Source organism: Stutzerimonas tianxiuensis (assembly GCF_053470365.1).
On record NZ_JBPVWS010000011.1, the window covers coordinates 19,341 to 45,859 of the forward strand.

Below are 26,519 nucleotides of genomic sequence, written 5' to 3' on the forward strand. Positions count from 1 at the left end.
CGGTCAGGCTGCCGTTCTTTAAACGGACCTACACCTTGAGAATCAGCTTTGACGCCTTTTCGTTGCGGAAGGTCAGTTCATCCAGCCCGCGCGGAGACTGCTCGGCCTCGGTACGCGCTGCAAGAATCTTGTCGTGATGAGACGACTTGCTGCACACGGGATCGGCGTTGGCAGCATCGCCTGTGAGCATGAAGGCCTGGCAGCGGCAGCCGCCGAAGTCCTTTTCCTTCTCGTCACATGACTGACACGGCTCGGGCATCCAGTCGAAACCGCGGAATTTGTTGAAGCCCATCGAGTGCTTCCAGATCTGCTCGATGCTTTGCTCGCGGACGTTCGGAAACGTGATGGGCAGCTGTCGCGCACTGTGGCACGGTAGTGCCGTACCGTCTGGAGTGATGTCGAGGAACAGGTTGCCCCAGCCGTTCATGCAGCCCTTGGGGCGCTCTTCGTAATAGTCCGGCGTGACGAAGATCAGTTTGCAGGGGTGGTTCTCGGCAGCGAGCTTGTCGCGCCATTCATTAGTGATGCGTTCGGCACGCACCAGCTGTTCCTTGCTCGGCAGCAGGCCGGCGCGGTTGAGCTCGGCCCAACCGTAGAACTGACAGGTCGCGAGTTCGACGAAGTCCGCTTCCAGCTCCAGACAGAGCTGAATGATCCGGTCGATGTTGTCGATATTGTGCCGATGGGTCACGAAATTCAGCACCATCGGATAGCCGTGCGCCTTGACCGCGCGCGCCATCGCAAGCTTCTGTGCGAACGCCTTCTTCGAGCCCGCCAGCAGGTTGTTCACCTCTTCGTCGGCGGCCTGAAAGCTGATCTGAATATGGTCGAGCCCAGCGTCGGCGAACGAGGCGATCTTCTCCTCGGTCAAGCCGATGCCGGAGGTGATCAGGTTGGTGTAGTAGCCCAGATCCCGTGCCGCCTTTATCAGCTCGGCCAGATCCTGGCGAACCAACGGCTCGCCGCCGGAAAATCCCAGTTGTGCCGCGCCCATCTCGCGTGCCTGGCGGAACACCTCAATCCACTCGGCTGTGCTCAGCTCATCGTGGCTGCGCGCGAAGTCCAACGGATTCGAGCAATAGGGGCACTGCAGCGGGCAGCGATAGGTCAGCTCGGCCAATAGCCACAGCGGCGGACCGGGCTCGAAACCCGGCTTAGCGAAGCTCGATCCAGAACCGTTCAACGGCTACCTCCAGGAATGCGACGATGTCCTCCTCGATGCCCTCGGCATCGGGAAAGCGGCTCTGCAGATCAGCCACAATGGCGCCCACGCTCCGAGTGCCATCGACCTCGCCCAGAACCGCTGATGCGCTCTCATTCAGCTTGATCATGCCTTCGGGATAGAGCAGCACATGACAGTTCTGCGCCGGCTCCCATTGAAAGCGGAAACCGCGGCGAAAGACTGGAATCTGCGTCAGTTGGATATCGCTCATGGTCCTCTGTCTCGCCAGTAAAACATCATCGATATGAGGCGGTGGGCTGCCGCCCCGGGGCTCATCAGGCCGTTCAGTCAGCCGGTTAGAAGCTGATGCCCTTATGCCAGACGCGCTCGCGGGTCACCGTATGGTACGGCGGACGGTCCAGCTCATAAGCCATGCTCATGGCATCCAGCATGCTCCAGAGGACGTCCAGTTTGAACTGAAGAATATTCAGCATGCGCTCCTGAGCTTCTCGTGTTTTGTAGTGCTCGAGCGTAATGCGCAAGCCATGCTCGACGTCGCGGCGCGCTTCCTTCAAGCGTTTGCGGAAGTAGTCGTAACCGGACGCATCAATCCAGCTGTAGTGCTGTGGCCATGCGTCCAGACGGGACTGGTGAATGGTCGGGGCGAACAGCTCGGTGAGTGAACTGCTGGCAGCCTCCTGCCAGACGGCGCGGCGGGCGAAATTGACATAGGCGTCGACGGCGAAGCGCACGCCCGGCAGCACCAGTTCCTGCGACAGCACCTGCTCCCGGTCCAGGCCCACCGACTCGGCCAAGCGCAGCCAGGCTTCTATGCCGCCCTCCTCGCCTGGGCTGCCATCGTGATCAATGATGCGCTGGACCCACTCCCGGCGGGTATCGCGATCCGGACAGTTAGCCATGATCGCCGCATCCTTCACCGGAATGCAGACCTGATAGTAGAAGCGATTGGCGACCCAGCCCTGAATCTGCTCGCGGGTCGAGCGGCCTTCGTACATGGCGCGGTGAAACGGATGATGAATGTGGTAGTAGTCGCCCTTGGCGCGTAGCGCTGCTTCGAACTCGGACGGAGTCATGGCTGGCAGGGTCATAAAAACTTCCTTACGGGTTGTGCGGGCTGTTCCTTCAGGCACAGGTGAGCACCTTCAGCCACTGAGTTCTCTGGTGATCGCGGGCGGATGCAGGCTACAGCTCGATACTCATGCCATCGAACGAAACCTCGATCCCATGCTCCTCGAGCACTGCGCGTTCAGCGGAATCCTCGTCGAGGATCGGATTGGTGTTGTTGATGTGGATGAGAATCTTGCGTGCGGCGGGCATACCGTCGAGCACTTCGATCATGCCGCCAGGCCCGCTTTGTTGCAGGTGGCCCATTTCGGAGCCCAGCTTGGTCCCGACTTCGCGCACCTGCATTTCGTCGTCGCGCCAGAGCGTACCGTCAACCAGCAGGCAGTCTGCACCTCCCATCAGCTCCAGTAGCTCAGGGCTGACCTTACCGAGGCCCGGTGCGTAGAACAGCTTGCCGCCGGTGTTATGGTCCACGATCAGCAGGCCGATGTTGTCACCGGGATGCGGGTCGTTGCGGTGCGGTGAATACGGCGGCGCCGAGCTGCGCAGCGGGATTGGCGTGATTTCGAGTTGCGAGCAAGTCGGAATGCGGAAGCTGCCTTCCAGCGCAATCCGATTCCAGCGCAGTCCGCCGTTCCAGTGTTCCAGCATGTTGAACAGCGGGAAACCCGTGGTGAGGTCCTGGTGGACCATCTCGGTGCACCAAACCTGATGCGGGCAACCTTCGCGCAGTGTCAGCAGACCGGTAGTGTGGTCGATCTGGCTGTCCAGCAGAATGATGGCGCCAATCGCGGTGTCGCGCGGCGCCCGTGCCGGCTGCAGCTTGGGAAAGGCTTCGAGCTGCGCGCGGATATCAGGCGAGGCGTTGCACAAGATCCAATCCTCGCCATTGTCGCTGATGGCGATGGACGACTGGGTGCGCGCCTGAGCACGGAGCGTGCCGGCTCGCAGCCCGGCGCAGTTAGCACAATTACAGTTCCACTGAGGAAAGCCGCCGCCAGCAGCAGAACCTAAAATCTGGATGAACATGGGCAGCTCCCAAAAAAACGGAGCCCCGACCGGGGCCGGGGCAGTTCAATCAGCGATTGGCGAAGTACATGGTGACTTCGAAACCAATGCGCAGGTCGGTAAAAGCAGGTTTAGTCCACATGGCTGATTCCTCTTTTTGTGATGACGGAAGTATTCCGGCAACTCATTAAGCACCCTGATCCGTCAAAAGCGGAATGGTACTTTGGAAGGAGACAGCGCTCTGCATTGGTAGTGCCTCGACTGCCTCCGTTTTCGTAACGCGCGCTAACCTGCCTGCTCAGCGGCGCACAGCAGAGCGGCCGTGGGTGCCGCGCCAGGCCAGCTCGTTGGTGATTGTCGCCATCGGCGAGAACATATCGAAGTCGAACGCGGTCAGCGGGGCCTGTTCCTGTACACGCAGCGGCCAGTCATGATTGGCCAGCGCCGCCTTGCCTATCGCCACGAAGTCCAGCACGCCAGCGTCGAGCAGTTGTTGCGCCTGATCACCGGTGCCGATGGCGCCGTTGCCGATGATCGGAATCTCGACGGCACCTTTGGCAATAGCCGCCAGACTCTCGCCCTCCTCGAATGCCGGGGCACTGATGTCGGCTTCGGTTACGTGGATATAGTCGAGCCCGGCGGCGGCTAGCGTGGCGATACGATAGCGCGCGGCCTCAAGGCCCCCGTCCCATTTGAGCCGGCTGTCAGTGACCATGCCTTGTGACAGCCGCATACCCACGACAAAGTCCGGCCCGACCTCTTCACGTACCGCGCGGATGATTTCCAGCGGCAAGGCCAGTCTCGCCTTGTAGTCACCGCCCCACCGATCGGTGCGCTGATTGAACTCGGCTGTCATGAACTCGTGCAACAGATAGCCATTGGCGCCGTGCAACTCCACTCCATCGAATCCGGCGTCGCGTGCATGTTTTGCTGCCTGGACGAAGCCGGCAATCGCTTCCTGGATTTCTGCCTCGGTCATCTCTGCCGGCGTTGCGTAAGGGCCTTCGCCGCCATAGAAGCTCAACTGCCGCCCGCCAGGCTGGACTGCCGATGGGGCTACGTGACGGGCGTGATGGATGTTGCCCTGAGTCTGTGCGCCGCCGTGCATCAGCTGGGCAATGATGGCTGCACCGGCCTGATGGACCGCACTGACAATCGGCTTCCAGCTGTCACGTTGTGCCTCGGTGGCCAGGCCTGGCTGGTTCAGGTAACCCTGGCTGTAAGCGATGTCGGTGTAGGTGCCTTCGGTAATCAAAAGGCCGAATCCGCCCTCGGCAAACGCCTGGTAGTAGTCACGCATCAATTCGTTGGGTTGCCCTTCCGGCTCGGCGCTTACGCGGGTCATCGGAGCCAGCACGGCGCGGTTGCGCAGGCGCAGCTGATTCAGCTGGGCAGGTTCGAGCAATTGGGGCATCAGCAAGTCCTCATGAACGTGGGTCATGCTGAATCTGAGGTGCAACAGGCGTTGGAGTTCGCCCCTTACGCTCGCCGGGCTTGGCGAGGGCATAAAAAAACGCGGCCTTTGGGGCCGCGTTGCGTTGATGGACCACCTGCCGCACCCGGTCGGTCGAGGGTCCCCGCACTGATCGCGTGCGAGCAAGTCAGCCGGCGCGCTGGAGCGAACGCGCCGGGTCTCTCAAGTTGCAGTGCCGCGCGCTTAGAAGAAGCCCAGCGGGTTGATGTCGTAGCTGATCAGCAGGTTCTTGGTCTGCTGGTAGTGATCGAGCATCATCTTGTGGGTTTCACGACCAACACCGGACTTCTTGTAGCCGCCGAACGCCGCGTGCGCTGGGTACAGGTGATAGCAGTTGGTCCAGACGCGACCGGCCTTGATGCCACGGCCCATGCGGTAAGCGCGGTTGATGTCGCGGGTCCAGACGCCAGCACCGAGACCGAATTCGGTGTCGTTGGCAATCGCCAAGGCTTCGGCCTCGTCCTTGAAGGTCGCAACCCCAACCACCGGCCCAAAGATCTCTTCCTGGAACACGCGCATCTTGTTGTGGCCCTTGATCAGGGTCGGCTGCACGTAATAACCGGTCGCCAGGCCGCCTTCGAGCTTCTCGGCGGCACCGCCTGTGAGAATCTCAGCACCTTCCTGTTGAGCGATTTCCATGTACGACAGGATCTTGTCGAACTGCTGTTCGGAGGCCTGAGCGCCGACCATGGTGTCGGTATCGAGCGGGTTGCCACGCTTGATCGCCTTGATCTTCTTCATCACCACTTCCATGAAGGGTTCGAAGATCGACTCCTGAATCAGTGCACGCGACGGGCAGGTGCACACTTCACCCTGGTTGAAGAACGCCAGTACCAGACCTTCAGCGGCTTTTTCGATGAATGCCGGTTCAGCATTCATGATGTCTTCGAAGAAGATGTTCGGGCTCTTGCCACCCAGCTCCACGGTGCTCGGAATGATGTTCTCGGCAGCGCAGCGCATGATGTGCGAACCAACCGGGGTCGAACCGGTGAACGCGATCTTGGCGATACGAGTGCTGGTAGCCAGCGCCTGGCCTGCTTCGCGGCCGAAGCCTTGAACGATGTTCAGCACGCCTGGTGGCAGCAGGTCACCGACCAGCTCGGCAAAGACCATGATCGACAGCGGCGTCTGTTCGGCCGGCTTGAGCACGATGCAGTTACCCGCGGCCAAGGCCGGAGCGAGCTTCCACGCAGCCATCAGCAACGGGAAGTTCCACGGAATGATCTGACCGACTACACCCAGCGGCTCGTGGAAGTGATAAGCCGCGGTGTGCTCGTTGATTTCAGCGGCGCTGCCTTCCTGCGCACGGATGCAGCCGGCGAAGTAACGGAAATGGTCAGCCGCGAGCGGCACGTCGGCGTTCAATGTTTCGCGGACCGCCTTGCCGTTGTCCCAGGTCTCGGCGATGGCCAGTTTTTCCAGGTTGGCTTCGATACGGTCGGCGATTTTCAGCAGCACCAGGGCGCGGTCCTGCACAGAGGTCTTGCCCCAGGCATCAGCGGCGGCGTGGGCGGCATCCAGAGCGTGCTCGACATCCTCGACCCCGGAGCGCGGGAATTCGGCGATGACTTCTCCGTTGACCGGCGAGGTGTTGACGAAATACTCACCCTTGACCGGCGGAACGAATTCACCACCGATGAAGTTGCCATAACGTGGCTTGAACGTAATGACGGAACCTTCTTTACCGGGTTGGGCGTAAATCATGAGCGGCCTCTCTAATTTTTCTGCTTGTCGGAGCCTGACCGAACATGGACAGGACATGGGACGATCTTAGGCAGCGCAACCGCTTGCCCGGAATGCACCCAAGGGACAGATGCGTTCCTCATTTGGTAGTAGATGCAATGGAGCTGTACGAGTCTCGGAGTGATGCAATACGCATGCGAATCGACCAAAACGGGCGAAACAGTTGAGTGCCGAGTGGCACCTGTTAGGTCGCCAGGTCACAGTGCAAGAGTCGGTCAGCACTTTTGACGGATTCACTCCACAAACAAAAAACCCGCCACGAGTGGGCGGGTTTTTGCAGCATCGAGGCCGGATATCGGCCCCTTTGATTTGCCGCTTAGCGCTTGGCTAGGACCTCATCCTTCGGCAGTTTGAAGGTCCAGACCATGCCGCCCTGGTTGAAGTCCTTGATGCGCTTGGCGACTTCGCCGCCCCAGAGCGGTACAGCGCCGCCCCAGCCGGAAAGGACCGAAACGTACTGTTCGCCATCCATTTCCCAGGTAACCGGAGAACCGATCACGCCGGAGCCGGTGTTGAACTCGTAGACCTTCTCACCCGTCTTGGCATTGAACGCCATCAGGAAGCCTTCCGGGTTACCGGTGAACACCAGATTGCCCTTGGTTGCCAGTACGCCACCCCACAGCGGCGCGTAGTTCTTGTAGCGCCAGACTTCCTTGCCGGTTTTCGGATCAATGGCGCGCAGTACGCCAATGTATTCCTCGTTCAGCGGATGGATGGTGAAGCCGGCACCCAGATAGGCCGCGCCTTTCTTGTAGGCGACGCCTTCGTTCCAGATGTCCATCGCCCATTCGTTAGACGGCACGTAGAACAGTCCGGTGTCCTGGCTGTACGCCATTGGCATCCAGTTCTTGCCGCCGAGGAACGATGGTGCCACGGTAACGGACTTGCCCTTGTCGGCCTCTCCTGGCGCGCCGGGACGGTTGGCGTCGTCGTAGATCGGACGGCCATCCTTGTCCAGACCCTTGGCCCAGGTGATCTTGTCAACGAACGGGAAGCCGCGGATGAACTTGCCGTTGGTGCGATCCAGTACATAGAAGAAGCCGTTACGGTCCGCAGTACCGGCTGCTTTGACGGTTTTGCCGTTTTCCTTGTAATCGAAGGAGATCAGCTCGTTCACGCCGTCGAAATCCCAGCCGTCATGCGGCGTGGACTGGAAGTGCCATTTGATCGAACCGTCGTCCGGGTCCAGCGCCAGGCGCGAGGAGGAATACAGGTTGTCGCCTGGGCGCAGGTGCGAGTTCCACGGCGAAGGGTTACCGGTGCCGAACAGCAGCGAGTCGGTGTCCGGATCGTAGTAGCCACCCAGCCAAGGCGCTGCACCGCCGGTCTTCCACAGGTCGCCGGGCCAGGTCTTGCCGGCTTCGCCGCCGGAAATGCCGTTCTCGACCTTTTTGCCGTCCTTCATCACGTAGCCCATATGACCTTCGACGGTCGGACGGGTCCACAGCAGTTCGCCGTTCTTGGGATTGAAGGCCTGGATCATGCCTACAACGCCGAACTCACCGCCGGCCAGGCCGGTGATCAGTTTGCCCTTGACCACCATCGGGGCGGCCGAGATGGAGTAGCCAGCCTTGTAGTCGGCCACGGTCTTTTTCCAGACGACCTTGCCGGTGTCCTTGTTCAGCGCGACCAGCTTGGCGTCCAGGGTGCCGAAAATCACCAGGTCGTCATACAGGGCTACGCCACGGTTGATCACGTCACAGCAAGGCATGATGCCGTCCGGCAGGCGAGCGTCGTACTGCCACAGTTCCTTGCCGGTGCGGGCATCGACCGCAAACACGCGCGAGTAGGAGCCGGTGAGGTACATCACGCCGTCTTTGATCAGTGGCTGCGCTTCCTGGCCACGTTGCTTTTCGCCCCCCAGGGAAAAGCCCCAGACCGGGCGAAGCTGACTGACGTTTTCAGTGTTCAGGGCATCCAGGGTGCTGTAGCGCTGGCCTTGCAGCCCCAGGCCGTTGGTAACGATCTGATCGGTGGACTTGGCGTCATCGAGAATTTCCTGATCGGTGACTGCCCATGCCGACACGCTGGACACGGCCATGGCGGCGCAAAGCGCTGTCAGGGCGAAGGGCTTGCGAAGACCGGTGTGCTTCATTGCGGCTACCTCTACGGGTTCATTGTTATCGTCGCCGGGAAGTTTTCCCGGTCTAGTAGCGATTCTTGGATCTAGCCGCTCTTGCAACAATTACACGCAGTACCGATTTTTCTCCTCCCTTGGTAGCAATACTCGCCGTAGGCCACGCCATCCGTGCATCGTGATGGCAGAGCCGGACGACCACACCGGCACCGAAGTTGGGGCCGGTGTGCCCGAAAAGACAATTTCTCGCGCCGAGTTCGAGGCTTACAACGGACGCCCCTCTGCTCACAAGGACACGAGCCATGCGCCGCCTCATCATCTGCAGCATCCTGTTGGCATTGGCTGCCACCGCCAACGCCGCTCAGCCAATTCGGCTGGGCTTGAATTACCCAAGCACCGGCAACTACAAGAGTGAAGGCCTTGAGCTGCGGCGCGGCGCCCTCCTCGCCATCGAGACCATCAACCAACAGGGCGGAGTGCTGGGTAGACCGCTCGAGCTGATCAGCCGCAACTCAGCCGCCCGTGAAGAAAAGGCGCGGTTCAACATCGACAAGTTTGCCGCCCAAGGCGCCTCGATGGCCTTTGGCGGTGCTACCAGCGAGGAGGCCATAGCCGCCGGCCATCGCGCCCGCGAGCTGGGCATGTTGTTCTTCCCTACGCTGGGTTACGCCAACGCAATCACCGGGCACGACGGCCAGCGCTACCTGTTCCGTGAAACCAACAGTGCCTTGATGAGTGCACGCGTGCTAGGCGAGTACCTGAGCTGGCATCTGCCGAACCGTCGCTACCACTACGTCAGCCTCGACGACACCTGGGGCCACAGCATGGAGCAGGCACTGCGCGAGGCCACCCGCAGCCGGGACCGAGCTCGCCACGGTTTCTCGCGCATCAGTGCCAGGGGTGCGCACCATGAGGAGTATCGCGCCGCCCTGAAGAAGGCCGCGGCCAGTGACGCCGACGTATTGGTCGTCATCCTGCTCGGCCAGGATCTGGTGCAGACCATGCGTCTGGCGCATGACCTCAAGCTCGACCAGCGGATGCAGATCATCGTGCCCAACCTGACCGGCAGCATCGTCGAGCAGGCAGGCCCACAGGTGATGGAGCACGTCATTGGCACGGCAGCCTGGACCTGGCGTGTTCCCGCGCTGGTCAAAAGCGAACAGGGGCAGGCTTTCGTCGAAGCCTTTATCGCCCAGCATCAGCGCTACCCCGACAGTACAGCCGCATCCGCCTTCGCCATCGTTCAGCAATGGGCTGCGGCGGTACAGCGTGCAGGCAGCCTGCACAGCGAAAAAGTCATCAAGGCGCTGGAAGACCATCACTACAGCTTGCTCAAGGATGAACAGTACTGGCGCCGCTTCGACCATCAGAATGTTCAGAGCATCTACGCGGTCCGGGTTCGATCACGGGATGAGATCATGCAGGACAGGTTCAAGCAGGATTACTTCACCATCATCCATCGCATGGATGGCGAAGCGGCAGCCCCAAGCCTCGATGATTGGCACGAGGAGCGCGGTGACGAGCTGATCTTGCGCTAGGCACTGCGTTGCGCAAGGGAACACCACAGATTGAACGCCGGGCTCATGGGTCGTTAATCACCGAACGAATGAACGCCCGGAGTTCACTTCGAGCCGATACAGTAGGCGCCTAATGATCAGGGCGTTCATGTCCCCATGCGGGGCAGCGCTGGAATGACGCCATTCTCACGTCAAATCGGGCTTTATCAATGAAACAAACGTGGTCCCCTTTTCCCTGGGTGTGCTTCGCCATGTGCGTCGGTGTCATGGGCACAGCGCTCATCTCGCCGCTATACCCGCTGTACAAGCAGGCGTGGCAGCTTCGTACCAGCGATATATCGCTGATTTACATCATCTATATGGCAGGGGCGCTTTTCGGGCTGTTGTTCATGGGCCGCCTGTCCGACACCCTGGGCTTTCGCAAGGTCATGCTCAGTGGCTTGCTGCTCGGCTGGGCTGGGACGCTGGTGACGATGCTGGCGTGGAACCTGCCGAGTCTCAACATCGGCCGTTTTGCGGTCGGTCTTTCTTCAAGCCTGATCGTGACCAGCGCGTCAGTGGGCCTGGTGCAGATTTCCCGTGATGGCGCGTCGCAGCGGATATCGATGATCACCAGCTTCCTGCTTGCCTTGGGCTTCGGCCTTGGCCCGCTTACTGGCGGCGTCATCGGCCAGTGGTTCGCGCACCCGCTGAAAACCACCTACATCCCGTCCTTGATCCTCGGCGTGCTGGGTGTCTACGCCTTGATGCGGGTGCAGCTCAAGCCGCATCCAGAGCTCAGCGCAGCCGCACCACTGGGTTTACGTACGTTCATTCCGCGGCTGACCTGGGCCGCACGCCAGGATTCGCTGGCGTTTCTGCTGACCTGTGTGTGCCCTTTTTTCGCCTTCGGCGTGTTCGGGATCTACGCGTCGATGGCGCCGCTGTTTCTGGAGAAGATGCTGCCCTGGCATGGCCCGGTGGTGAGTGGCACCTCCATTGGCGTCATCCTGCTCGCTTCCGCCATGATGCAACTGGCCTGCGCGCGGATGAGTCTGCGCTGGTGCGGACTGCTCGGTCTGTTGTCAGTGGTGTTGAGTAACGCAATGCTCGTACTCAACTTCACGGCCGGCTCGTCGCTGGTATTCATCATCGGTGTCTGCGCTGCTGCTGCGGGCCATGGCATGTGCCTGTTGGCCGGTATCAGCATGGTCAACCGTATTGCCAGCCCTGCCGAGCGCTCGGGGCTGATTTCGACCTACCTGGTGTGCGGCTACGTTGGCAGCATCGTGCCCTTGCTCGGCGTCGGCTGGGTCGCCGACCACTACGGCCTGCCTGTTGCGATCAGCTTGCTGGGCTGGATGGTGGTAGCACTCGCTACGCCGCTGGCCGTGTGGTTTTTCCGGCATCCGCGAATGCAGCCAGCCTGAACGGCGCTCCGAAACGACACCCAGGCCAACGAGTTTGAGATATGACCCGGAACGTCTAGTCCGTGACCAAGCGGTAGCCCACTCCCGCCTCGGTAATGATGAACCGCGGCGCGGACGGGTCATCGCCGAGCTTGCGCCGCAAATGGCCGACGACCACGCGCAGGTAATGGGTATCGCCGCTGTGGCTGGGGCCCCATATGTCCTTGAGCAGCTGCTGCTGCGTGACGACCCGGCCTGTGTGCTGGGCAAGCTCAGCCAGTACCGCGTACTCCTTGCGGGTCAGGCTGACCTCCTGCCCGTCCAGGCTAACCCGTCGGTACGCGAAGTCGATGCATAGCGGACCAGACATCGCCTGCGCCGGCCCGCTCGACGCGCCTTGGTTCTGACGCAGCAGTGCACGGACCCGGGCGAGAAACTCCTGGATGCCGAATGGTTTGGTCACGTAGTCATTCGCTCCGCCATCGAGCGCCATGACCTTCTCGGTCTCGCTCGAGCGTACCGACAGTACGATCACCGGCACCTGACTCCACTCTCGCAATTCACGCAGCACAGTCTGCCCGTCCATGTCCGGGAGGCCTAGGTCGAGCACGACCAGGTCAGGTTTGTTCAAGGCTGCCGAGGCCAGACCGTCCTGACCGTCTCCACTTTCGCTCACGCGATACCCCTGCGAGCCGAGGCTTATGCGAAGGAATTTCCTGATCTGCGGCTCGTCGTCGATGATCAATATGCTGGCTTGCTGACTCACGTGAGGTCCTTTTCCATCTCAGGCTGAGGTTGTAGCGGAAGCGCCAGGGTGACGCTCGCGCCTCTTCCGCCGAGCCCGTCTGCAACGAACACCCGCCCCCCATGTGCGCCGATCATGCCTTGGCAAATGGCGAGGCCGAGTCCGGTGCCCGGCCCGCCCCGATCGCCGCGCGCGGCCGTATAGAACATGTCGAAAATGCGTTTACGTTCGGCCTCGGGAACGCCTGGGCCCTCATCGCTGACGATGAAACGCAGGGTGCCGGCTCCTGTCGAGACTGCAATCTGCAGCCTGCCTTGAGGTGGAGAAAAACGGGCCGCGTTCTCCAGCACATTGACCAGCGCCTGTTCGACCAATGCAGGGTGGACGTACAAAAGCGGCAGATCATCGGGGATCAGCACCTCAAGCCGCAGGTCTGCTAGCACACGGTGCAGGCGTTGCAGCGCACTGGCGATGATGTCGGCAGGTGTCGTCCAGTCACGGATCAGCTTCAGGCCGCCGTGACCGAGGCGCGTCATATCCAATAAATTTTGAATGTAGCGGTCAAGGCGCTCGGCTTCGTCACGCGTCGCCTCAAGCAGTTCCTGTCGATCCGCCTCACTCATGCTGTGCCCTAGACTCGCCAGGCTGTCGATCGAGCCACGCATGGCTGTAAGCGGCGTGCGCAGATCGTGGGACACGGATGCAAGTAACGCGCTGCGCAGCTCCTCGGTCTGCCCGTGCAGTCGGGCCGCCTCCAACTCCTGGGCCAGCGTGGCGCGCCCCAGTGCTTGCGCCAGGGGTTGAGCGAGCGCAGCGATCAGGCGACGCTTCTGTAGCCCTGCCGGGTCTACACCCAGCTGGCGAATGCCTAGCAAGCCCAGTGGCTGTCCATCGCCACTCAACGGCAACCACCACCATTGCCCACTGGGCAAGGTATCGGTTCCCTTCCCCGCTGGCTGACCATGCTTGAACGCCCATTCAGCAGCCCCCCTTTCCGGCTCGGCCAGCAGCGGCTCAGCCCCGATGAACATCCATTTCCCCTGCTTGCCGCGCGTCGCGATGACGGCTTCAAGGTTCGCCACCAGTTGCAACTGGCGAACAGCGGCAGCGCCTACGGCCTGAACATCGGTGGCAGCACTCAACTGGCGCGAGAGATCGAGCAAAGCAGTGGTCTGCGCCTGAGTCTGACGCAACGCCTGAAGCTGTCGCCGTTGGCGGCTGGCAAGATTGCCCGCAAGCACCGCCATCAACAGAAAAAACATAAGCGTCAGAACGTCTTCCTGACGCGCGACGATGAACGTGAACGTCGGTGGTATGAACAGGAAATCGTAAAGAACAAACGACAGCCCCGCACACGCCAGGGCCGGCCCCAGACTGCTGCGCACGGCAACCACCAGCACGGCCGCGAGGAATACCAGCGAAATGTTAGGTAACGCGAGATAGCGGGACAACATCAGTGCCACGCCTGTGGCAGTCAGGGTCGCCAGCGCAGCAAGCAGATACTGACGCCAATCCAGAGTGGCAGTGGTTCTCACGGGTACTGCCGCCAGAGCAGGCTCTTGGCCAAGCACACTGATCTCCAGACCGCGCCCTCCCTTGATCAGTTGCTCAGCTATCGATCGGCGCATCGAGAACTTCCACACCTGACGCGCACCGCCGCTGCCTACCAACACGAGGGTGGCGCGACGCTCAACGGCATGTTCGATGAGCGTTCGCGCCACCCGCTCGTCACGCAGCTCCACAACCTCTCCGCCAAGACGTTCGGCCAGTTGCTGGGCGGACTGGAGATAGCCGAGCTGAACCTCGCCTCGACTCGCGCCGGTGTCGACATGTACGACTGACCATGGGAGATGCCGGCGTTCAGCGACCCGGGCTGCATGCCTGACCAGTCCTTCCGCGTAGGCATCACCATTGATCCCTACCAGCAAGCGGCTCCGGACTGCCGGAGCGGTTTGACCCTGCAACCGGTGGCGTCGATGCAGGTCTGCATCCACTCGCGCCGCTGCGGTCTGAATCGCCAATTCGCGGAGCGCGGTCAGGTTGGTTTGAGTGAAGAAGGCATCGATCGCCGCACGCGCCTGTTCCGGCACGTAGACCTTACCCTCACGAAGACGCTCCAACAGCTCGCGCGGCGGCAGATCGATCAGCAGAATGTCATCGGCCTGATGAAGCACCCAGTCCGGGACCGTTTCCCTGACCTGCACACCGGTTATACCGCGCACCTGATCGTTGAGACTCTCGAGGTGCTGCACGTTGACCGTGGTGTAGACATCGATACCCGCTTCGAGCAGCTCAAGGACATCCTGCCAGCGTTTGGCATGCCGGCTGCCGGGCGCGTTGCTGTGCGCCAGCTCGTCGACCAGCGCGAGACTTGGCCGCAATAGCAGCAGGCCGTCGAGGTCCATTTCGAACAGTGTCACACCTCGATACTCGCTTCGGCGCATCGGCTGTTCCGCCAATCCGACCCGCATCGCCTCAGTTTCTGCCCTACCGTGGGTCTCGACCACCCCGACCCGCACATCGCGCCCTAGCTGTCGCTGTCGCTGTGCGGCTTGAAGCATCGCGTAGGTCTTGCCTACGCCAGGTGCCGCGCCGAGGAATACCTTGAGCCGCCCGCGTCCTTCGCGGGGCGCGTCATCAAGCAGGGCATCGGCACGTTGAGCATCGCTCATTCATTTCACTCGCCGGAATCAGGCTGCGGATTGTCCGCCAGGGCGAGGTTCAGAGCCAGTACGTTGACGATGGCCGGGCCTACAAGAGGCGTCGTCAGCTGCGCCTGAATCAGGCGATCCAGCGCTTGCTCAGAGACCCCTCGAGCGGCAGCGACACGGACAGCCTGAAACTTCGCGGCGGCCAAGGTGAGGTGCGGGTCCAGGCCGCTGCCAGATGTCGTCACCAGCTCCATCGGCACGGGCTGTTGAGCCGTGCCGTTCCACTCGCTGATGCGCTCACGGACCTGATCGACCAACAGCGGGTTGCTCGGAGCCAGATTACTCGCGCCGCTGGCAACGGTTGCATAGTTGGCGGCAGACGGACGTGGATGAAACCATTCTGGCCCTTCGAAAGGCTGGGCCAGCAACGCACTGCCTCTCACCTGCCCCTCCCGGTCGCGCACCAAGCTTCCGTTGGCCTGCTCGGCGAACGCCAACTGCGCCACGGCCATAACGGACAATGGATAGAGCACGCCGGTTATCAGCGTCATCAGGATCAGCGCTGCAAGCGCCGGACGGATGTGTTTGAACATGTTTTTTCTCCAAAAGCCGCGCATCAGGCGCGGCAGAGTTCAGACCAGACCTGCCGCGGTCAGCAGCATGTCGATCAACTTGATCCCAGCAAAGGGCGCGACCAATCCACCCAGGCCATAGACCAGCAAGTTGCGCCGCAAAAGGCTGGCCGAGTCGGCCGCTTTGACGTTGACGCCCCGCAGGGCCAGCGGAATCAAGGCAATGATGATCAGTGCGTTGAAAACGATGGCTGACAGGATCGCGCTCGATGCGCTGTGAAGCTGCATCACGTTCAGCGCGGCAAGTTGCGGGTATAGGCCAATAAACAGAGCCGGCAGGATGGCGAAGTACTTCGCCACGTCGTTGGCAATCGAGAACGTGGTCAGTGCGCCTCGGGTTACCAGCAGTTGCTTGCCCACCTGCACCACATCCAGCAGTTTGGTCGGGTCCGAGTCGAGGTCGACGAGATTCGCAGCCTCGCGCGCGGCCTGAGTGCCATCGTTCATGGCCATGCCCACGTCCGCCTGTGCCAGCGCTGGCGCGTCGTTAGCTCCATCACCGCACATCGCAACCATCTTGCCATCGGCCTGTTCCTGGCGAATCCGCTGCAGCTTCTTTTCCGGCGTCGCTTCGGCGATCACGTCATCGACGCCCGCTTCGGCGGCAATTGCAGCGGCCGTCAGGGGGTTGTCTCCGGTGACCATGACGGTCCGTATACCCAACTGGCGAAGCTGAGCAAAGCGCTCTTTGATGCCGGGCTTGACCACATCCTTGAGATGAATCGCGCCGAGCAGGCGGTCATCCGCGCATACCAGCAAGGGCGTCCCACCGCTCTGTGCAATTGTCTGAAGTTCTCTCGCCAGCACCGTTGGAATCTGCTCGCGCACAAGCCCCAGATAACCCAACACGGCATCCACAGCGCCTTTGCGGTAGCAGTGGCCCTCATGATCCGCACCCGACAAACGGGTTTCTGCAGTGAATGGGATACCGGCCACTTCATGCCCAGCCGGCGCCTTTACCGGGTCAAGGCCGCGCAGATATTCAACGATGGATTTGCCTTCAGCCGTGTCGTCAGCCAGCGATGACAGCAGCGCAGCCCATGAGAGTTCGGTCGATGAAACGCCTGGCGCCTTGAACATGGCCGTGCAACGACGATTGCCAAAGGTGATGGTGCCGGTCTTGTCTAGCAGCAACACCTGAACATCGCCGGCGGCCTCCACTGCCCGGCCTGACTTGGCGATGACGTTGAGCCGCACCAGTCGATCCATGCCGGCGATCCCGATGGCAGAAAGCAGGCCGCCAATGGTGGTAGGAATGAGCGTGACCAGCAGCGCCACCAAGTACACCAGCGGGAGATCCCCGCCTGCGAATCGGGCAAAGGGTTGCAACGTGGCAACCACGACAAGAAAGATCAGCGTGAGCCCGATCAGCAAAACGTCGAGCGCGACCTCGTTGGGTGTCTTCTGTCGTTTGGCGCCTTCCACCAGCGCAATCATACGGTCCAGTGTGGACTCGCCTGGATCGCTGCTGATACGCACAAGCAACCAGTCGGAAACCACGCGCGTATTGCCGGTGACCGCCGAGCGGTCGCCGCCCGATTCGCGGATAACTGGCGCAGATTCACCGGTAATCGCTGCCTCGTTGACGGCTGCGATACCCTCGATGACTTCACCATCGCCGGGGATCAGTTCACCGGCCTCGACCCTCACCACGTCTCCGCGTCGCAAGCTGCTGGCGGCAATGCTTCGGAACGCGCCGGTCTCCGTTCGCAGATGCGCCTCCAGACCCTGCGACCCGGCTTTCAGGCTATCCGCGCGGGCTTTGCCGCGGCCTTCAGCCAGCGCCTCGGCAAAATTGGCGAAGAGCACCGTGAACCACAACCAGAGTGCGATCTGCACGGCGACACCAGTGCTGACCGCCTCGTTGGGCAGCAAGCACAGCACGCTGGTCAGCACTGCGGTGAGCTCTACCACCAGCATCACCGGCGAACGTGCCAACGTCCGGGGATCAAGCTTGATCAAGGCCTGGCGCAGCGCAGGCTTGCATAGCGAAGCGAAGGACGTGGCGGTGGTTTGCTCGGCACCCTCGAGTGCCGTTTGATGGACGTTCATCATGACGCTCCTCAGAAGCCCTGTAGCAAGAAATGTTCGGCGACCGGCCCGAGTGCCAGCGCAGGCAAGAACGTGAGCCCGCCGACGAGCAGAATCACCAGCGTCAGCAGGATCACGAACATCGGCCCGTGGGTGGGGAAACTGTTTGCGTCGACCGGCGCACGGTTCTTGGCCGCGAGGCCACCGGCAATGGCGAGCACCGGCAGGATGAAACCAAAGCGGCCCAGCAGCATGGCGAACGCGATCATGAGGTTGTGGTAAGGGATGGCCGCGCCAAACCCGGCGAAGGCCGATCCGTTGTTTCCAGTGCCGGAGGTATAGGCGTAAAGGATTTGGCTGAGGCCGTGCGGCCCCGGATTGGTGATCGACTCGGCAGGGCCTGAAAGACTGACGCCGAGAGCGGTGAGCACAAGAACACCCACCGGCATCACCAGCAGCGTTGCGACCAGCAGCCGAACCTCGCGCGCTTCAAGTTTCTTGCCCAGATATTCCGGCGTGCGCCCGATCATCAGGCCAGCCAGGAACACCGTGATCAGCACAAACAGCAACATGCCGTACAGCCCGGCCCCGACGCCGCCAAAGATGATTTCGCCCAGCATCATATTGACCAGAGGCACCATGCCGCCCAGCGCGCTGAAGCTGTCATGCATAGCGTTGACAGAGCCATTGGACGCCGCGCTGGTTGTTGTCGCCCATAGCGCCGAAGCCGCGATACCGAGTCGGCTCTCCTTGCCCTCCATCGACCCGACCTGCTCAACCGCCAGACCGGACAGCATTGGATTCGGTTGATGCTCGGCGACCAGCGTGACGCCAAGGCCCAGGACAAACACGGTCAGCATGCAGGCAAGAATGGCCCGGCTCTGCCGCAGATCTCGAACGTAATGACCGAACATGAAGACTAGCGCGGTGGGAATCAAGATGATCGAGACCATCTCGAACAGGTTGCTCCAGGCGGTCGGGTTCTCGAAGGGATGCGCCGAGTTGACGCCGAAGAAGCCGCCGCCGTTGGTACCCAGTTGCTTGATTGCGATCTGGCTGGCCGCAGGTCCCAGAGAAATGGTCTGCTCGCCGCCTTGCAACGTGACGGCCTGAACGTAGCCCGAAAAACTCTGCGGCACCCCCTGCCAGACCAGGATCAGCGCAAGCACGACGCAGAGTGGCAACAGACCGTAAAGCACCGCCCGGGTCAGATCGACCCAGAAATTCCCGATTGCCTTTGCCGAGCGGCGTGACAGTGCACGACTAAGCACCACCAACACAGCCAGCCCCACCGCCGGGCTGATGAAATTCTGCACGCCAAGGCCGACCATCTGGCTGAAATAGCTGAGCTGGGCCTCGCCGCTGTAGGCTTGCCAGTTGGTATTGGTCACGAAGCTCACAGCGGTATTGAGGGCAAGGTCCCACGCCATGCCCGGCACCGCTTGCGGGTTGAGCGGAAGCCTGGCTTGCAACATGAGCATCGTGAACAGCGATACCAGGCTCACAGCAGTCAACGCCAGTAACGCCAGGCTGTAGGTTTTCCAGTCCTGCTCGCTGTGCTCGTCAATCCCGGCGGAGCGGTAGCAGAGGCGCTCGATGGGGCCGAGAACAGGCGTCAACCAGGTACGTTCACCCTCCATGGCTCGAAACAGGTAGCGCCCCAACCAGGGGGCAGGTATCAGGACCAGCGCGAAGAACGCCGCGATCATCCAGTAATCGTGAGTGTTCATTGGCTCTCCTAGCTGCGTTCGGCGCGCAGCAGCGCAACCAGGAGATAAATGAACAGGGCGATGGCCAAGGCCAGCGATAGCCCGTCGAGAAATGTCATGGGGATCAGCTCCGTAGGTCGCATCAGTGCGGTACGGAGAGTTTCAGAGCGAGGGGCGTAAAGATTCGATTGCGCCTTCAGCGCAGCGGCGTAAAGAAAGCGTATTTTTTTAAACGACTCGGCTGGCTCATGCACTCGCATCGGCCTGGCCGAATGTGCTTAAGCGCAGCTTCAACCCAACACCTGGCAGCGTCCGGTTGAAGCCACCTGTACAGCGCCATGAGGACGGCGATATCAATCGAAGCAACGGTTTACCGTTGGACGTCAGTTCTCGCCCAGCTGCACCTGATACAGCTCGGGCAGTTCATAGCGCAGCCCGTAGTCGGCATAGATCGCTTCAACAGCACCGTCTTTGACCAGGCCCTCCAGCTCGCCCTCGAGCGCATAGGCCAGTTGCCGATTGGATTCGTGCACGGCCATACCCAGCTCCCATACCTGCTTGCCCATGTTCGGATAGGCGTTTTCTGCAGGTTTGAGATGACTGTCATTGGCCTGCCCCAGCATCCAGTCGATCTCGCCGCGCATGGCCATCGTCGCGTCAACTTCTCCGGCCTGCATCGCTGCGAATGCGGCCTGGGCTGTCGGGTAGTGATGCAGCATCTTGGCGATGCTGCCGTTGAACACCGACGACAAATAGAACGAGGGAACGCTCTCCACTTCAACCCCGACCGGGTGGTAGCGGAACACCGCGACACTGGAGAGATCTTCGAGGCGGCGATCGTCATAGGCCGACTGCCAGCGCTCGCGCTGGTACGGACCGAACATGACCACCAGCTCGTTGATCAGCTCGCCCAGCTCGTTCTGCTTGTAGGAGAACTCGCGATCGTACGGCACGCGCATCATCACGTCGGCCAGTACGTTCGGTCTCAGGTAATGCCCTTTCCAGATGAAGTTGCGTAGGTCGTCATCCAGCGTCTCGTCTGGCGTTACCCACAACACTTCGATCTTTAGCCCAAGCTTGGACGCCAGTTTTTGCGCGAGGTCGAAGTCGACTCCTCGCGGCTTGCCATCGGCCATGAAGCTGTAGGGTGGGAAGTTTTCATACATCGCCACCTTGAGTACGCCCGAATCGATGATGTCATCGAACGCACGCACCTTCACTACTTCCGCCTGTGCCAGCGCGCAAGCCATCAACAAGCAGAGCCCTGCAAGCAACTGGCGCATGATGATCACCGCTTGGCAGCTTCACTTTCGATGTAGGTACGGATCGCCCAGAGCGCTTCCTGGCTGAGGTAGTCGGCCATGCGCGGCATGTAGACGGCACCGTCTCGAACCGCACCGTTGATTACACGTTCCTTGAACCACTCGTCACCATCGTAGTCCGCTTCAAGCTCACGCAGATCGGGTGCGATGCCGCCGGAGATTGCCTCAAGGCCATGACAGCGCGCGCAGTTCTGGTTGTAGGCCGAGGAACCGATTTCAACAGCTTTGTCATGATCTTCGCTGGGCGCGCGGTATGGGTTTTCGTCGACCCACTCTTCGCCTAGCGGCGTCAGCCCTTTGGTTTCCACCGTTTGCGGCGTGACATCGCCATGGGCAAAGGCAAAGCCGGCGAAGCCGAGCAGACCAGCAGCAAAAAGCGCGCGCAGTTCAGTTTTATTATTCATGACTACCACCGTTGAGTTCGAATACCTGAGCAAGGCAGCCCCAGTAGGAGCGCATGGTGGTCATCTTGAACATTGCATCCTGATGGCAGAATCCTGCTTTGGTTGTCGGAGTCTCCTCCCTTAGTAGTAGGGCCTCGTGCAACACCGATGCGGCACACAGGTAGCAGGTCGAAAATACAGCCGTATTGGGAAGTTTTCCCTGAATCAGCGGGAGCTTTTCCGTATCAGCCGTCGCGGCACCGTCCCAATAATCGAATCGCCTGACCAGCTGCTGCGCACAACCGATGCCTGGCAAGCGCCACAGCTGGTCGCGTCCGAATCGACCAAGGGATACCAACCATGACAACAACAGCCCCCCTGGGCAGCAAACGCCCCCTCGCCATCGCCGTTCTGATTGGCGGTCTCTCAATCAGCGGCTTGGCAGCTGCCAAGAATGTCACCTGGGAAGACATAGCCAACGATCACCTCTCGACCGAAAACGTATTGCAGTACGGCCTAGGCACCAACGCCCAGCGCTGGAGCCCGCTGCAACAGGTAAATGACGAAAACGTCTTCAAGTTAACCCCGGCCTGGTCTTTTTCTTTCGGTGATGAAAAGCAGCGAGGACAGGAGTCCCAGGCGATCGTGCACGATGGGGTCATCTACGTGACCGGTTCGTACTCACGCGTGTTCGCGCTCGATTCGCGTACCGGCAAACGTCTCTGGAGCTACGCCCACCGCCTGCCCGCGGACATTCGCCCCTGCTGTGACGTGGTCAATCGAGGCGCGGCGATCTATGGCGACAAGATCTACTTCGGCACGCTGGATGCCCAGGTAGTCGCCTTGAACAAGGACACTGGTAAGGTCGTCTGGAAGAAGAAGTTCGGTGATCATGGCGCGGGTTACACCATGACCGGCGCGCCAACTCTGGTCAAAGACCAGAAGAGTGGCAAGGTCCTATTGATTCACGGCAGCTCGGGCGACGAATTCGGCATTGTAGGCAAGCTGTTCGCCCGCGATCCGGACACCGGTGAAGAGGTCTGGATGCGTCCCTTCGTCGAAGGGCATGTAGGGCGGCTGAATGGAAGAGACAGCACACCAACAGGCGATGTGAAAGCGCCTTCCTGGCCGGATGATCCCAATTCACCCACCGGCAAGAAAGAAGCCTGGAGCCAGGGCGGCGGTGCCCCATGGCAGAGCGCGAGCTTCGATGCCGAGACCAACACCATCATCGTCGGTGCGGGAAACCCGGCGCCCTGGAACGGTTGGGCGCGTACCGCTGACGGCGGCGAGCCGAAAGACTACGACAGCCTCTATACCTCCGGGCAGGTCGGTGTCGACGCCACCACGGGCGAAGTGAAGTGGTTCTATCAGCACACACCGAACGATGCCTGGGATTTCTCCGGCAACAACGAGCTGGTGCTGTTCGATTACAAAAACAAGGACGGAAAAACCGTCAAGGCGACGGCCCACGCTGACCGCAATGGCTTCTTCTACGTGGTCAATCGAGAGGACGGCAAGCTGCAGAACGCCTTCCCTTTCGTCGACAACATCACCTGGGCCAGCCACATAGACCTGAAGACCGGTCGGCCTGTCGAGAACGAAGGCCAGCGCCCACCCATGCCCGAGCCAGGCGAAGCGCACGGCAAGTCAGTGGAGGTTTCGCCCCCCTTTCTAGGCGGTAAAAACTGGAATCCCATGGCCTACAGTCAGGACACAGGACTGTTCTACGTGCCGGCCAACCATTGGAAAGAGGACTACTGGACCGAAGAGGTCAGCTACAAGAAGGGTAATGCCTATCTCGGTCAGGGCTTCCGCATCAAGCGCATGTACGACGATCACGTCGGCATTCTTCGCGCCATGGACCCCACCACGGGCAAGGTCGCCTGGGAGCACAAGGAATCGCTGCCGCTCTGGGCGGGCGTGCTTGCCACTAAGGGCAACCTGGTATTCACCGGGACCGGTGATGGTTACCTGAAAGCCTTCAACGCCAAAACCGGCGAAGAGCTGTGGAAATTTCAGACCGGCAGCGGAATCATCGCCCCGCCCATCACCTGGGAGCAGGACGGTGAGCAATTCATCGGTGTGACCGTCGGCTACGGAGGCGCCGTACCGCTGTGGGGCGGTGACATGGCTGCGCTGACCAAGCCTGTTGCGCAAGGCGGCTCGTTCTGGGTGTTCCGGATCCCGAGTTGGGACAAGCAGACCGCCAAACGCTGAGTCGAGGCTGCGCCGTGATGCGGCGCAGCCTCCCGCGCTGGACAGCTGGCGTTGCCAACTCGGTTGAACCGCAAGGGTTGGCGCTCTCCGGTTCATCGAGCCGTCACACATCAGCTGTCCTCTCCCCTTCGAATACGGAGCTGCCATGAGCCCGATTCTTCTTTTGCTGCCCGTTGCATTGCTCGCCAGCACCTCGTTGCTCGCTGACGACGATCAGCCAACCATCATCAATGGCTGCGTCATCCAGCCAGAAAGCAGATGCCCCAACGCCGACCTACGTAATGCAGACCTGAGCAATCAGGACATGCGCAAGATGGACCTAGGCGGTGCCAATCTGGCAGGTGCCAACCTGCGTCATGCGAATCTCGATCTGGCTAATCTGGAAAAGGCTGACCTGACCGGCGCGACCCTCACCCGCGCCAGCCTGCAACAAGCCAACCTGCGGGTGGCGAACCTCAACAATGCCCATCTGGTGGCGATTCAGGGATGGGGCCTGTTCGCTCAGGCCGCACGCTTCAACGGGGCTGACCTGACCGCGGCAAATCTCGAGTTTGCGCGTTTGAGCGGGGCGAAAATGCAGGGCGCAAATCTAACCGCCGCCAACCTTGAAATGACCTGGCTGAGCAAGGCCGATCTTGCACGCGCAACGTTGACCGACGCGAACCTGCAAGAAGGCAAGTTCAACGATGCCAACCTCGCAGAGGCCACCCTGACTGGCGCGCGCCGGCACTATGCAACCTTTCAAGGTACCAATATGGAAAGCTGCATCGATTGCCCTATGGATTGGGAGAAGTAAGGGATACGCATCAAATATGCGTCTGGGCGCGTTGTGCGCTAGTCTCGCCTGCATCAACGACGCCACTGCACCCCGCTGCTCTTGTCAGCGCTTGCCGGAACCCCTCATGCCCCTCATCCGTATTCCGCAGGTCGTCGAATTGGATGCCCTGCCCCGCTTTGATGGCCTTCATCTCGATCAGATCATCACACCCGAAACCCCCGCAGCGTTCAGCCAAGCCAAGGAAGAGCTGCTGGGCTGGCCGCAGGTCGGCTTCGATACCGAATCTAAACCGACCTTCAAGGTGGGTGAAGTATCGACGGGGCCGCATTTGATTCAGTTTGCCAGCCCCGAGAAAGCCTACCTGTTCAAGGTTGGCTCGGATGGCTGTAGCGAAGCCGTCAGTGCAGTGCTCCAGTCAGATCGGGTGTTGAAGGTGGGGTTCGGGCTGAGCACCGACCGCAGCCGTTTGCGCAGCCGCCTGGGTATCGAGATGCGGCACTTCGTCGACCTGGGCACAACCCTGCGCTACCAGGGCAAAAAGGGACAGGTCGGGCTGCGCGGGGCGGTTGCGGCCGTATTGGGCTCCCGGGTGAGCAAGTCACGTAGCGTATCCACCTCGAATTGGAGCAATCGCTCACTTACGGATGCGCAACGGCTTTATGCGGCGAATGATGCCTACGCCGCACTCATGGTCTTTCTCGCCCTGAGTGGCGATGACGAAGGTGTTTTTGAAGACCGGATTGCTGCTGGAATGCAGATAAAGCGCTGACTCGGCGACCGGCTGACGCAGCCGCTTCTGCGTACTCATCGTACCGAGCGTGCAACCCATCTATCTCAGAGGCGTCTATCAAGAACCGACTCTTGAGGATATAGATGTGGAAGGCATGTTTTTCAGCGGCTGGTCGACACTGGTCCGCACCCTGGTCATTGGCATCCTGGCTTATATAAACCTGATCGTGCTGCTACGTATTTCCGGTCGCCGCACGCTCTCCAAGATGAACGCATTCGACCTGATCGTCACAGTAGCTCTGGGGTCGACCTTCGCTACCATTTTGCTGAACCGCGATGTATCGCTCGCCGAAGGCACCTTAGCTTTAGCGCTTCTGATCGGTTTGCAGTATCTGGTCACATGGTCCAGCGTCAGAGTCGGTTGGGTACGCAAGCTCGTCACCGGCGAACCAGCACTGTTGCTGTATCAAGGGCAGATGCTCAGCAGTGCGATGCGGGTGGCTCGGGTAACTGAAGACGAAGTTCGCTCGGCGATACGATCCAGCGGATCTTCTTCCATCGATGACGTTGAAGCGGTCGTTCTGGAAACAGATGGCAGCTTCAGTGTGATCAGCCAAGGTTCCGGCAGCCAGCGCTCGAGCCTATCCGGTGTCATGACGCCGGGTCCTAGAGACGTCGAGCTTTAGGCGAACACACTGGCCGTCAACGGCTCCGGTACACGTGGTGCCATCCCCAGCCATCGGCGGCCAGTAACGCGCCCAACAAACGGTGCCGCTCGGGTGCGTCGAGCACCTGGTCCAGGTTCGATCTAAGCGGTATTCCGGCATCTCCAAGTGACGCGAGATCCATGACCGGGGCCTTGGCGTGGCTATCTACGCGGCCGAGGTAATTGGCACGTTGCATCTCGAGATGCTGGTCCAACGCTGAAACGAGCATTTTGTGCTTCAGCGCATCTTGCGGCACCTCTCCAGCGACCCCTTCGAGCAACTGCAACACCTCGTGCAAGGTCGCCACGGCAGGTATGACATTTTTCTCCGCCTGCTTGTTATGAAAGCAACGAATCACCGGATAGGCGTGATGATTAAGAGTGTGCTCAACCAGCATCTGCCGTATGTCGCTGGCGTTGTCGTAAAAGCGCGAAAAATCAGACCCGTTCCAACTGTTGACGAGGATTTCCTGCGGCGTCCGGCCCATGCTGCTGATGAGCAGACTCAGCTGGTTTTGCAGGCTGACAGCCGACAGTACCGGAACGATGTAGGTGATCGCAGCCGTGATGAAGGTCAGACCACAGAAGGCTGCGGCGCTGGTCAGTACCCGCCAGCCATCGGCGGATGCGGAGAAATCGCCCACACCTAGCGTCGATAACGTGAAGCCCGCGTAATAAAACGTCTCCCACCTATCCGCGATGAGCTTGGTAGTGTCATTAACCACCGCGCCTGGATCCGACGCGAGCATCAAAAACAGGCTGAGCCATAGACTGGCGATCCAGGTGAGTAGTGCCAGCAGCAGCACGCATTGCCCGGCATACTCCAGCAGCCTGGACTCCCCTCGCCGTCCCGCAGCGCTGAAGAAGCAGTGCCATACCATCTTGGAAACCGCGTTGGTGATCGGCCCACCGCCTCGCGTCGACAGGGTGGTTTTGATGATATCCATCGCTGTAATCAGAAAAAGCACAATTCCCAAAACAAGAAAAACCATATGGCGCGTGTTGCTCCATTGCAAAAGGATTCAGAAGTTATGAAGAATCCAGCCGCTGTTAGTTCAGCGCCGGTTTCCTCTACCGAGTAACCAACCCGGCAAGACAGGCCCAACTCCACTACAAACTTTCATGTCAGACCCAGCGCTTTGAGGTATCTTCACCCAC

General features: G+C 60.5%; 24 protein-coding genes. 6 read left to right on the forward strand and 18 right to left on the reverse strand.

Going from position 1 to position 26,519, the window contains the following annotated elements; genetic code table 11:
* Nucleotides 1-28: 28 nt before the first annotated feature.
* The 8 genes from pqqE to ACSSNI_RS14795 form a co-directional block, all read right to left on the reverse strand.
* Nucleotides 29-1,183, reverse strand: coding sequence for a pyrroloquinoline quinone biosynthesis protein PqqE (gene pqqE / locus ACSSNI_RS14760; RefSeq protein ID WP_102835194.1), 1,155 nt, complete (start codon nucleotides 1,181-1,183; stop codon nucleotides 29-31).
* Entirely contained in the window at nucleotides 1,155-1,433 is a 279-nt protein-coding gene (gene pqqD / locus ACSSNI_RS14765) for a pyrroloquinoline quinone biosynthesis peptide chaperone PqqD (protein WP_102835193.1), read from the reverse strand. Before pqqD ends, pqqE begins: the two co-directional genes overlap by 29 nt.
* Before the next feature lie 85 nt (nucleotides 1,434-1,518).
* On the reverse strand, nucleotides 1,519-2,271 hold the full coding sequence (gene pqqC / locus ACSSNI_RS14770) for a pyrroloquinoline-quinone synthase PqqC (protein WP_102835192.1): 753 nt from the start codon (nucleotides 2,269-2,271) through the stop codon (nucleotides 1,519-1,521).
* Between the two features lie 94 nt (nucleotides 2,272-2,365).
* A complete protein-coding gene (pqqB, locus tag ACSSNI_RS14775) occupies nucleotides 2,366-3,277 on the reverse strand; it encodes a pyrroloquinoline quinone biosynthesis protein PqqB (RefSeq protein ID WP_200639729.1) in 912 nt (303 codons plus the stop codon).
* A gap of 49 nt (nucleotides 3,278-3,326) precedes the next feature.
* On the reverse strand, nucleotides 3,327-3,398 hold the full coding sequence (pqqA, locus tag ACSSNI_RS14780) for a pyrroloquinoline quinone precursor peptide PqqA (RefSeq protein ID WP_003253598.1): 72 nt from the start codon (nucleotides 3,396-3,398) through the stop codon (nucleotides 3,327-3,329).
* 156 nt (nucleotides 3,399-3,554) lie between these two features.
* The gene (locus ACSSNI_RS14785; RefSeq protein WP_200639797.1) at nucleotides 3,555-4,670 is read right to left on the reverse strand and encodes an oxidoreductase; all 1,116 of its coding nucleotides are present in this window, start codon (nucleotides 4,668-4,670) and stop codon (nucleotides 3,555-3,557) included.
* 243 nt (nucleotides 4,671-4,913) lie between these two features.
* Nucleotides 4,914-6,434, reverse strand: a complete 1,521-nt coding sequence (exaC, locus tag ACSSNI_RS14790) for an acetaldehyde dehydrogenase ExaC (protein ID WP_102835189.1) — start codon at nucleotides 6,432-6,434, stop codon at nucleotides 4,914-4,916.
* A gap of 355 nt (nucleotides 6,435-6,789) precedes the next feature.
* The gene (locus ACSSNI_RS14795) at nucleotides 6,790-8,568 is read right to left on the reverse strand and encodes a PQQ-dependent methanol/ethanol family dehydrogenase (RefSeq protein WP_200639728.1); all 1,779 of its coding nucleotides are present in this window, start codon (nucleotides 8,566-8,568) and stop codon (nucleotides 6,790-6,792) included.
* Between the two features lie 284 nt (nucleotides 8,569-8,852).
* Between ACSSNI_RS14795 and ACSSNI_RS14800 the strand changes: the two genes are divergently transcribed.
* A complete protein-coding gene (locus ACSSNI_RS14800; protein ID WP_200639726.1) occupies nucleotides 8,853-10,088 on the forward strand; it encodes an ABC transporter substrate-binding protein in 1,236 nt (411 codons plus the stop codon).
* 188 nt (nucleotides 10,089-10,276) lie between these two features.
* Nucleotides 10,277-11,476: an MFS transporter gene (locus ACSSNI_RS14805; RefSeq protein WP_200639724.1), complete on the forward strand. Its 1,200-nt coding sequence runs from the start codon at nucleotides 10,277-10,279 to the stop codon at nucleotides 11,474-11,476.
* Nucleotides 11,477-11,531: 55 nt separating this feature from the next.
* On the opposite strand, the gene ACSSNI_RS14810 is transcribed toward ACSSNI_RS14805, so the two are convergent.
* The 9 genes from ACSSNI_RS14810 to ACSSNI_RS14850 form a co-directional block, all read right to left on the reverse strand.
* Nucleotides 11,532-12,221 (reverse strand): response regulator, encoded by a 690-nt coding sequence (locus ACSSNI_RS14810; RefSeq protein WP_200639722.1) that lies wholly within the window; start codon nucleotides 12,219-12,221, stop codon nucleotides 11,532-11,534.
* Entirely contained in the window at nucleotides 12,218-14,872 is a 2,655-nt protein-coding gene (locus ACSSNI_RS14815; protein WP_200639721.1) for a sensor histidine kinase, read from the reverse strand. Before ACSSNI_RS14815 ends, ACSSNI_RS14810 begins: the two co-directional genes overlap by 4 nt.
* A gap of 5 nt (nucleotides 14,873-14,877) precedes the next feature.
* Complete coding sequence (gene kdpC, locus ACSSNI_RS14820; protein WP_200639719.1) at nucleotides 14,878-15,444, reverse strand: potassium-transporting ATPase subunit KdpC; 567 nt, start codon at nucleotides 15,442-15,444, stop codon at nucleotides 14,878-14,880.
* A gap of 39 nt (nucleotides 15,445-15,483) precedes the next feature.
* Nucleotides 15,484-17,535: a potassium-transporting ATPase subunit KdpB gene (kdpB, locus tag ACSSNI_RS14825; RefSeq protein WP_200639718.1), complete on the reverse strand. Its 2,052-nt coding sequence runs from the start codon at nucleotides 17,533-17,535 to the stop codon at nucleotides 15,484-15,486.
* 11 nt (nucleotides 17,536-17,546) lie between these two features.
* Entirely contained in the window at nucleotides 17,547-19,244 is a 1,698-nt protein-coding gene (kdpA, locus tag ACSSNI_RS14830; RefSeq protein WP_200639717.1) for a potassium-transporting ATPase subunit KdpA, read from the reverse strand.
* A gap of 8 nt (nucleotides 19,245-19,252) precedes the next feature.
* On the reverse strand, nucleotides 19,253-19,342 hold the full coding sequence (kdpF, locus tag ACSSNI_RS14835) for a K(+)-transporting ATPase subunit F (RefSeq protein WP_063880480.1): 90 nt from the start codon (nucleotides 19,340-19,342) through the stop codon (nucleotides 19,253-19,255).
* A 264-nt stretch (nucleotides 19,343-19,606) separates the two neighbouring features.
* Nucleotides 19,607-20,506 carry a substrate-binding periplasmic protein gene (locus ACSSNI_RS14840; RefSeq protein WP_102835499.1) on the reverse strand — a complete coding sequence of 300 codons (900 nt, stop codon included), beginning with the start codon at nucleotides 20,504-20,506 and terminating at the stop codon, nucleotides 19,607-19,609.
* A 5-nt stretch (nucleotides 20,507-20,511) separates the two neighbouring features.
* A complete protein-coding gene (pedF, locus tag ACSSNI_RS14845; RefSeq protein ID WP_148924309.1) occupies nucleotides 20,512-20,949 on the reverse strand; it encodes a cytochrome c-550 PedF in 438 nt (145 codons plus the stop codon).
* On the reverse strand, nucleotides 20,942-21,298 hold the full coding sequence (locus tag ACSSNI_RS14850) for a hypothetical protein (protein ID WP_200639716.1): 357 nt from the start codon (nucleotides 21,296-21,298) through the stop codon (nucleotides 20,942-20,944). Before ACSSNI_RS14850 ends, pedF begins: the two co-directional genes overlap by 8 nt.
* Here ACSSNI_RS14850 and exaA point away from each other — a divergent pair.
* The 4 genes from exaA to ACSSNI_RS14870 all read left to right on the forward strand — a co-directional run bounded on the left by exaA (nucleotide 21,289) and on the right by ACSSNI_RS14870 (nucleotide 25,341).
* Nucleotides 21,289-23,148, forward strand: a complete 1,860-nt coding sequence (gene exaA / locus ACSSNI_RS14855; protein WP_234484579.1) for a quinoprotein ethanol dehydrogenase — start codon at nucleotides 21,289-21,291, stop codon at nucleotides 23,146-23,148. The genes ACSSNI_RS14850 and exaA overlap by 10 nt on opposite strands.
* Nucleotides 23,149-23,293: 145 nt before the next feature.
* Nucleotides 23,294-23,944 (forward strand): pentapeptide repeat-containing protein, encoded by a 651-nt coding sequence (locus tag ACSSNI_RS14860; RefSeq protein ID WP_200639715.1) that lies wholly within the window; start codon nucleotides 23,294-23,296, stop codon nucleotides 23,942-23,944.
* A 106-nt stretch (nucleotides 23,945-24,050) separates the two neighbouring features.
* Nucleotides 24,051-24,695 (forward strand): 3'-5' exonuclease, encoded by a 645-nt coding sequence (locus ACSSNI_RS14865; RefSeq protein WP_200639714.1) that lies wholly within the window; start codon nucleotides 24,051-24,053, stop codon nucleotides 24,693-24,695.
* A gap of 106 nt (nucleotides 24,696-24,801) precedes the next feature.
* A complete protein-coding gene (locus ACSSNI_RS14870; RefSeq protein ID WP_148924313.1) occupies nucleotides 24,802-25,341 on the forward strand; it encodes a DUF421 domain-containing protein in 540 nt (179 codons plus the stop codon).
* Between the two features lie 16 nt (nucleotides 25,342-25,357).
* On the opposite strand, the gene ACSSNI_RS14875 is transcribed toward ACSSNI_RS14870, so the two are convergent.
* On the reverse strand, nucleotides 25,358-26,308 hold the full coding sequence (locus tag ACSSNI_RS14875; RefSeq protein ID WP_234484577.1) for a potassium channel family protein: 951 nt from the start codon (nucleotides 26,306-26,308) through the stop codon (nucleotides 25,358-25,360).
* Nucleotides 26,309-26,519 lie beyond the last annotated feature (211 nt).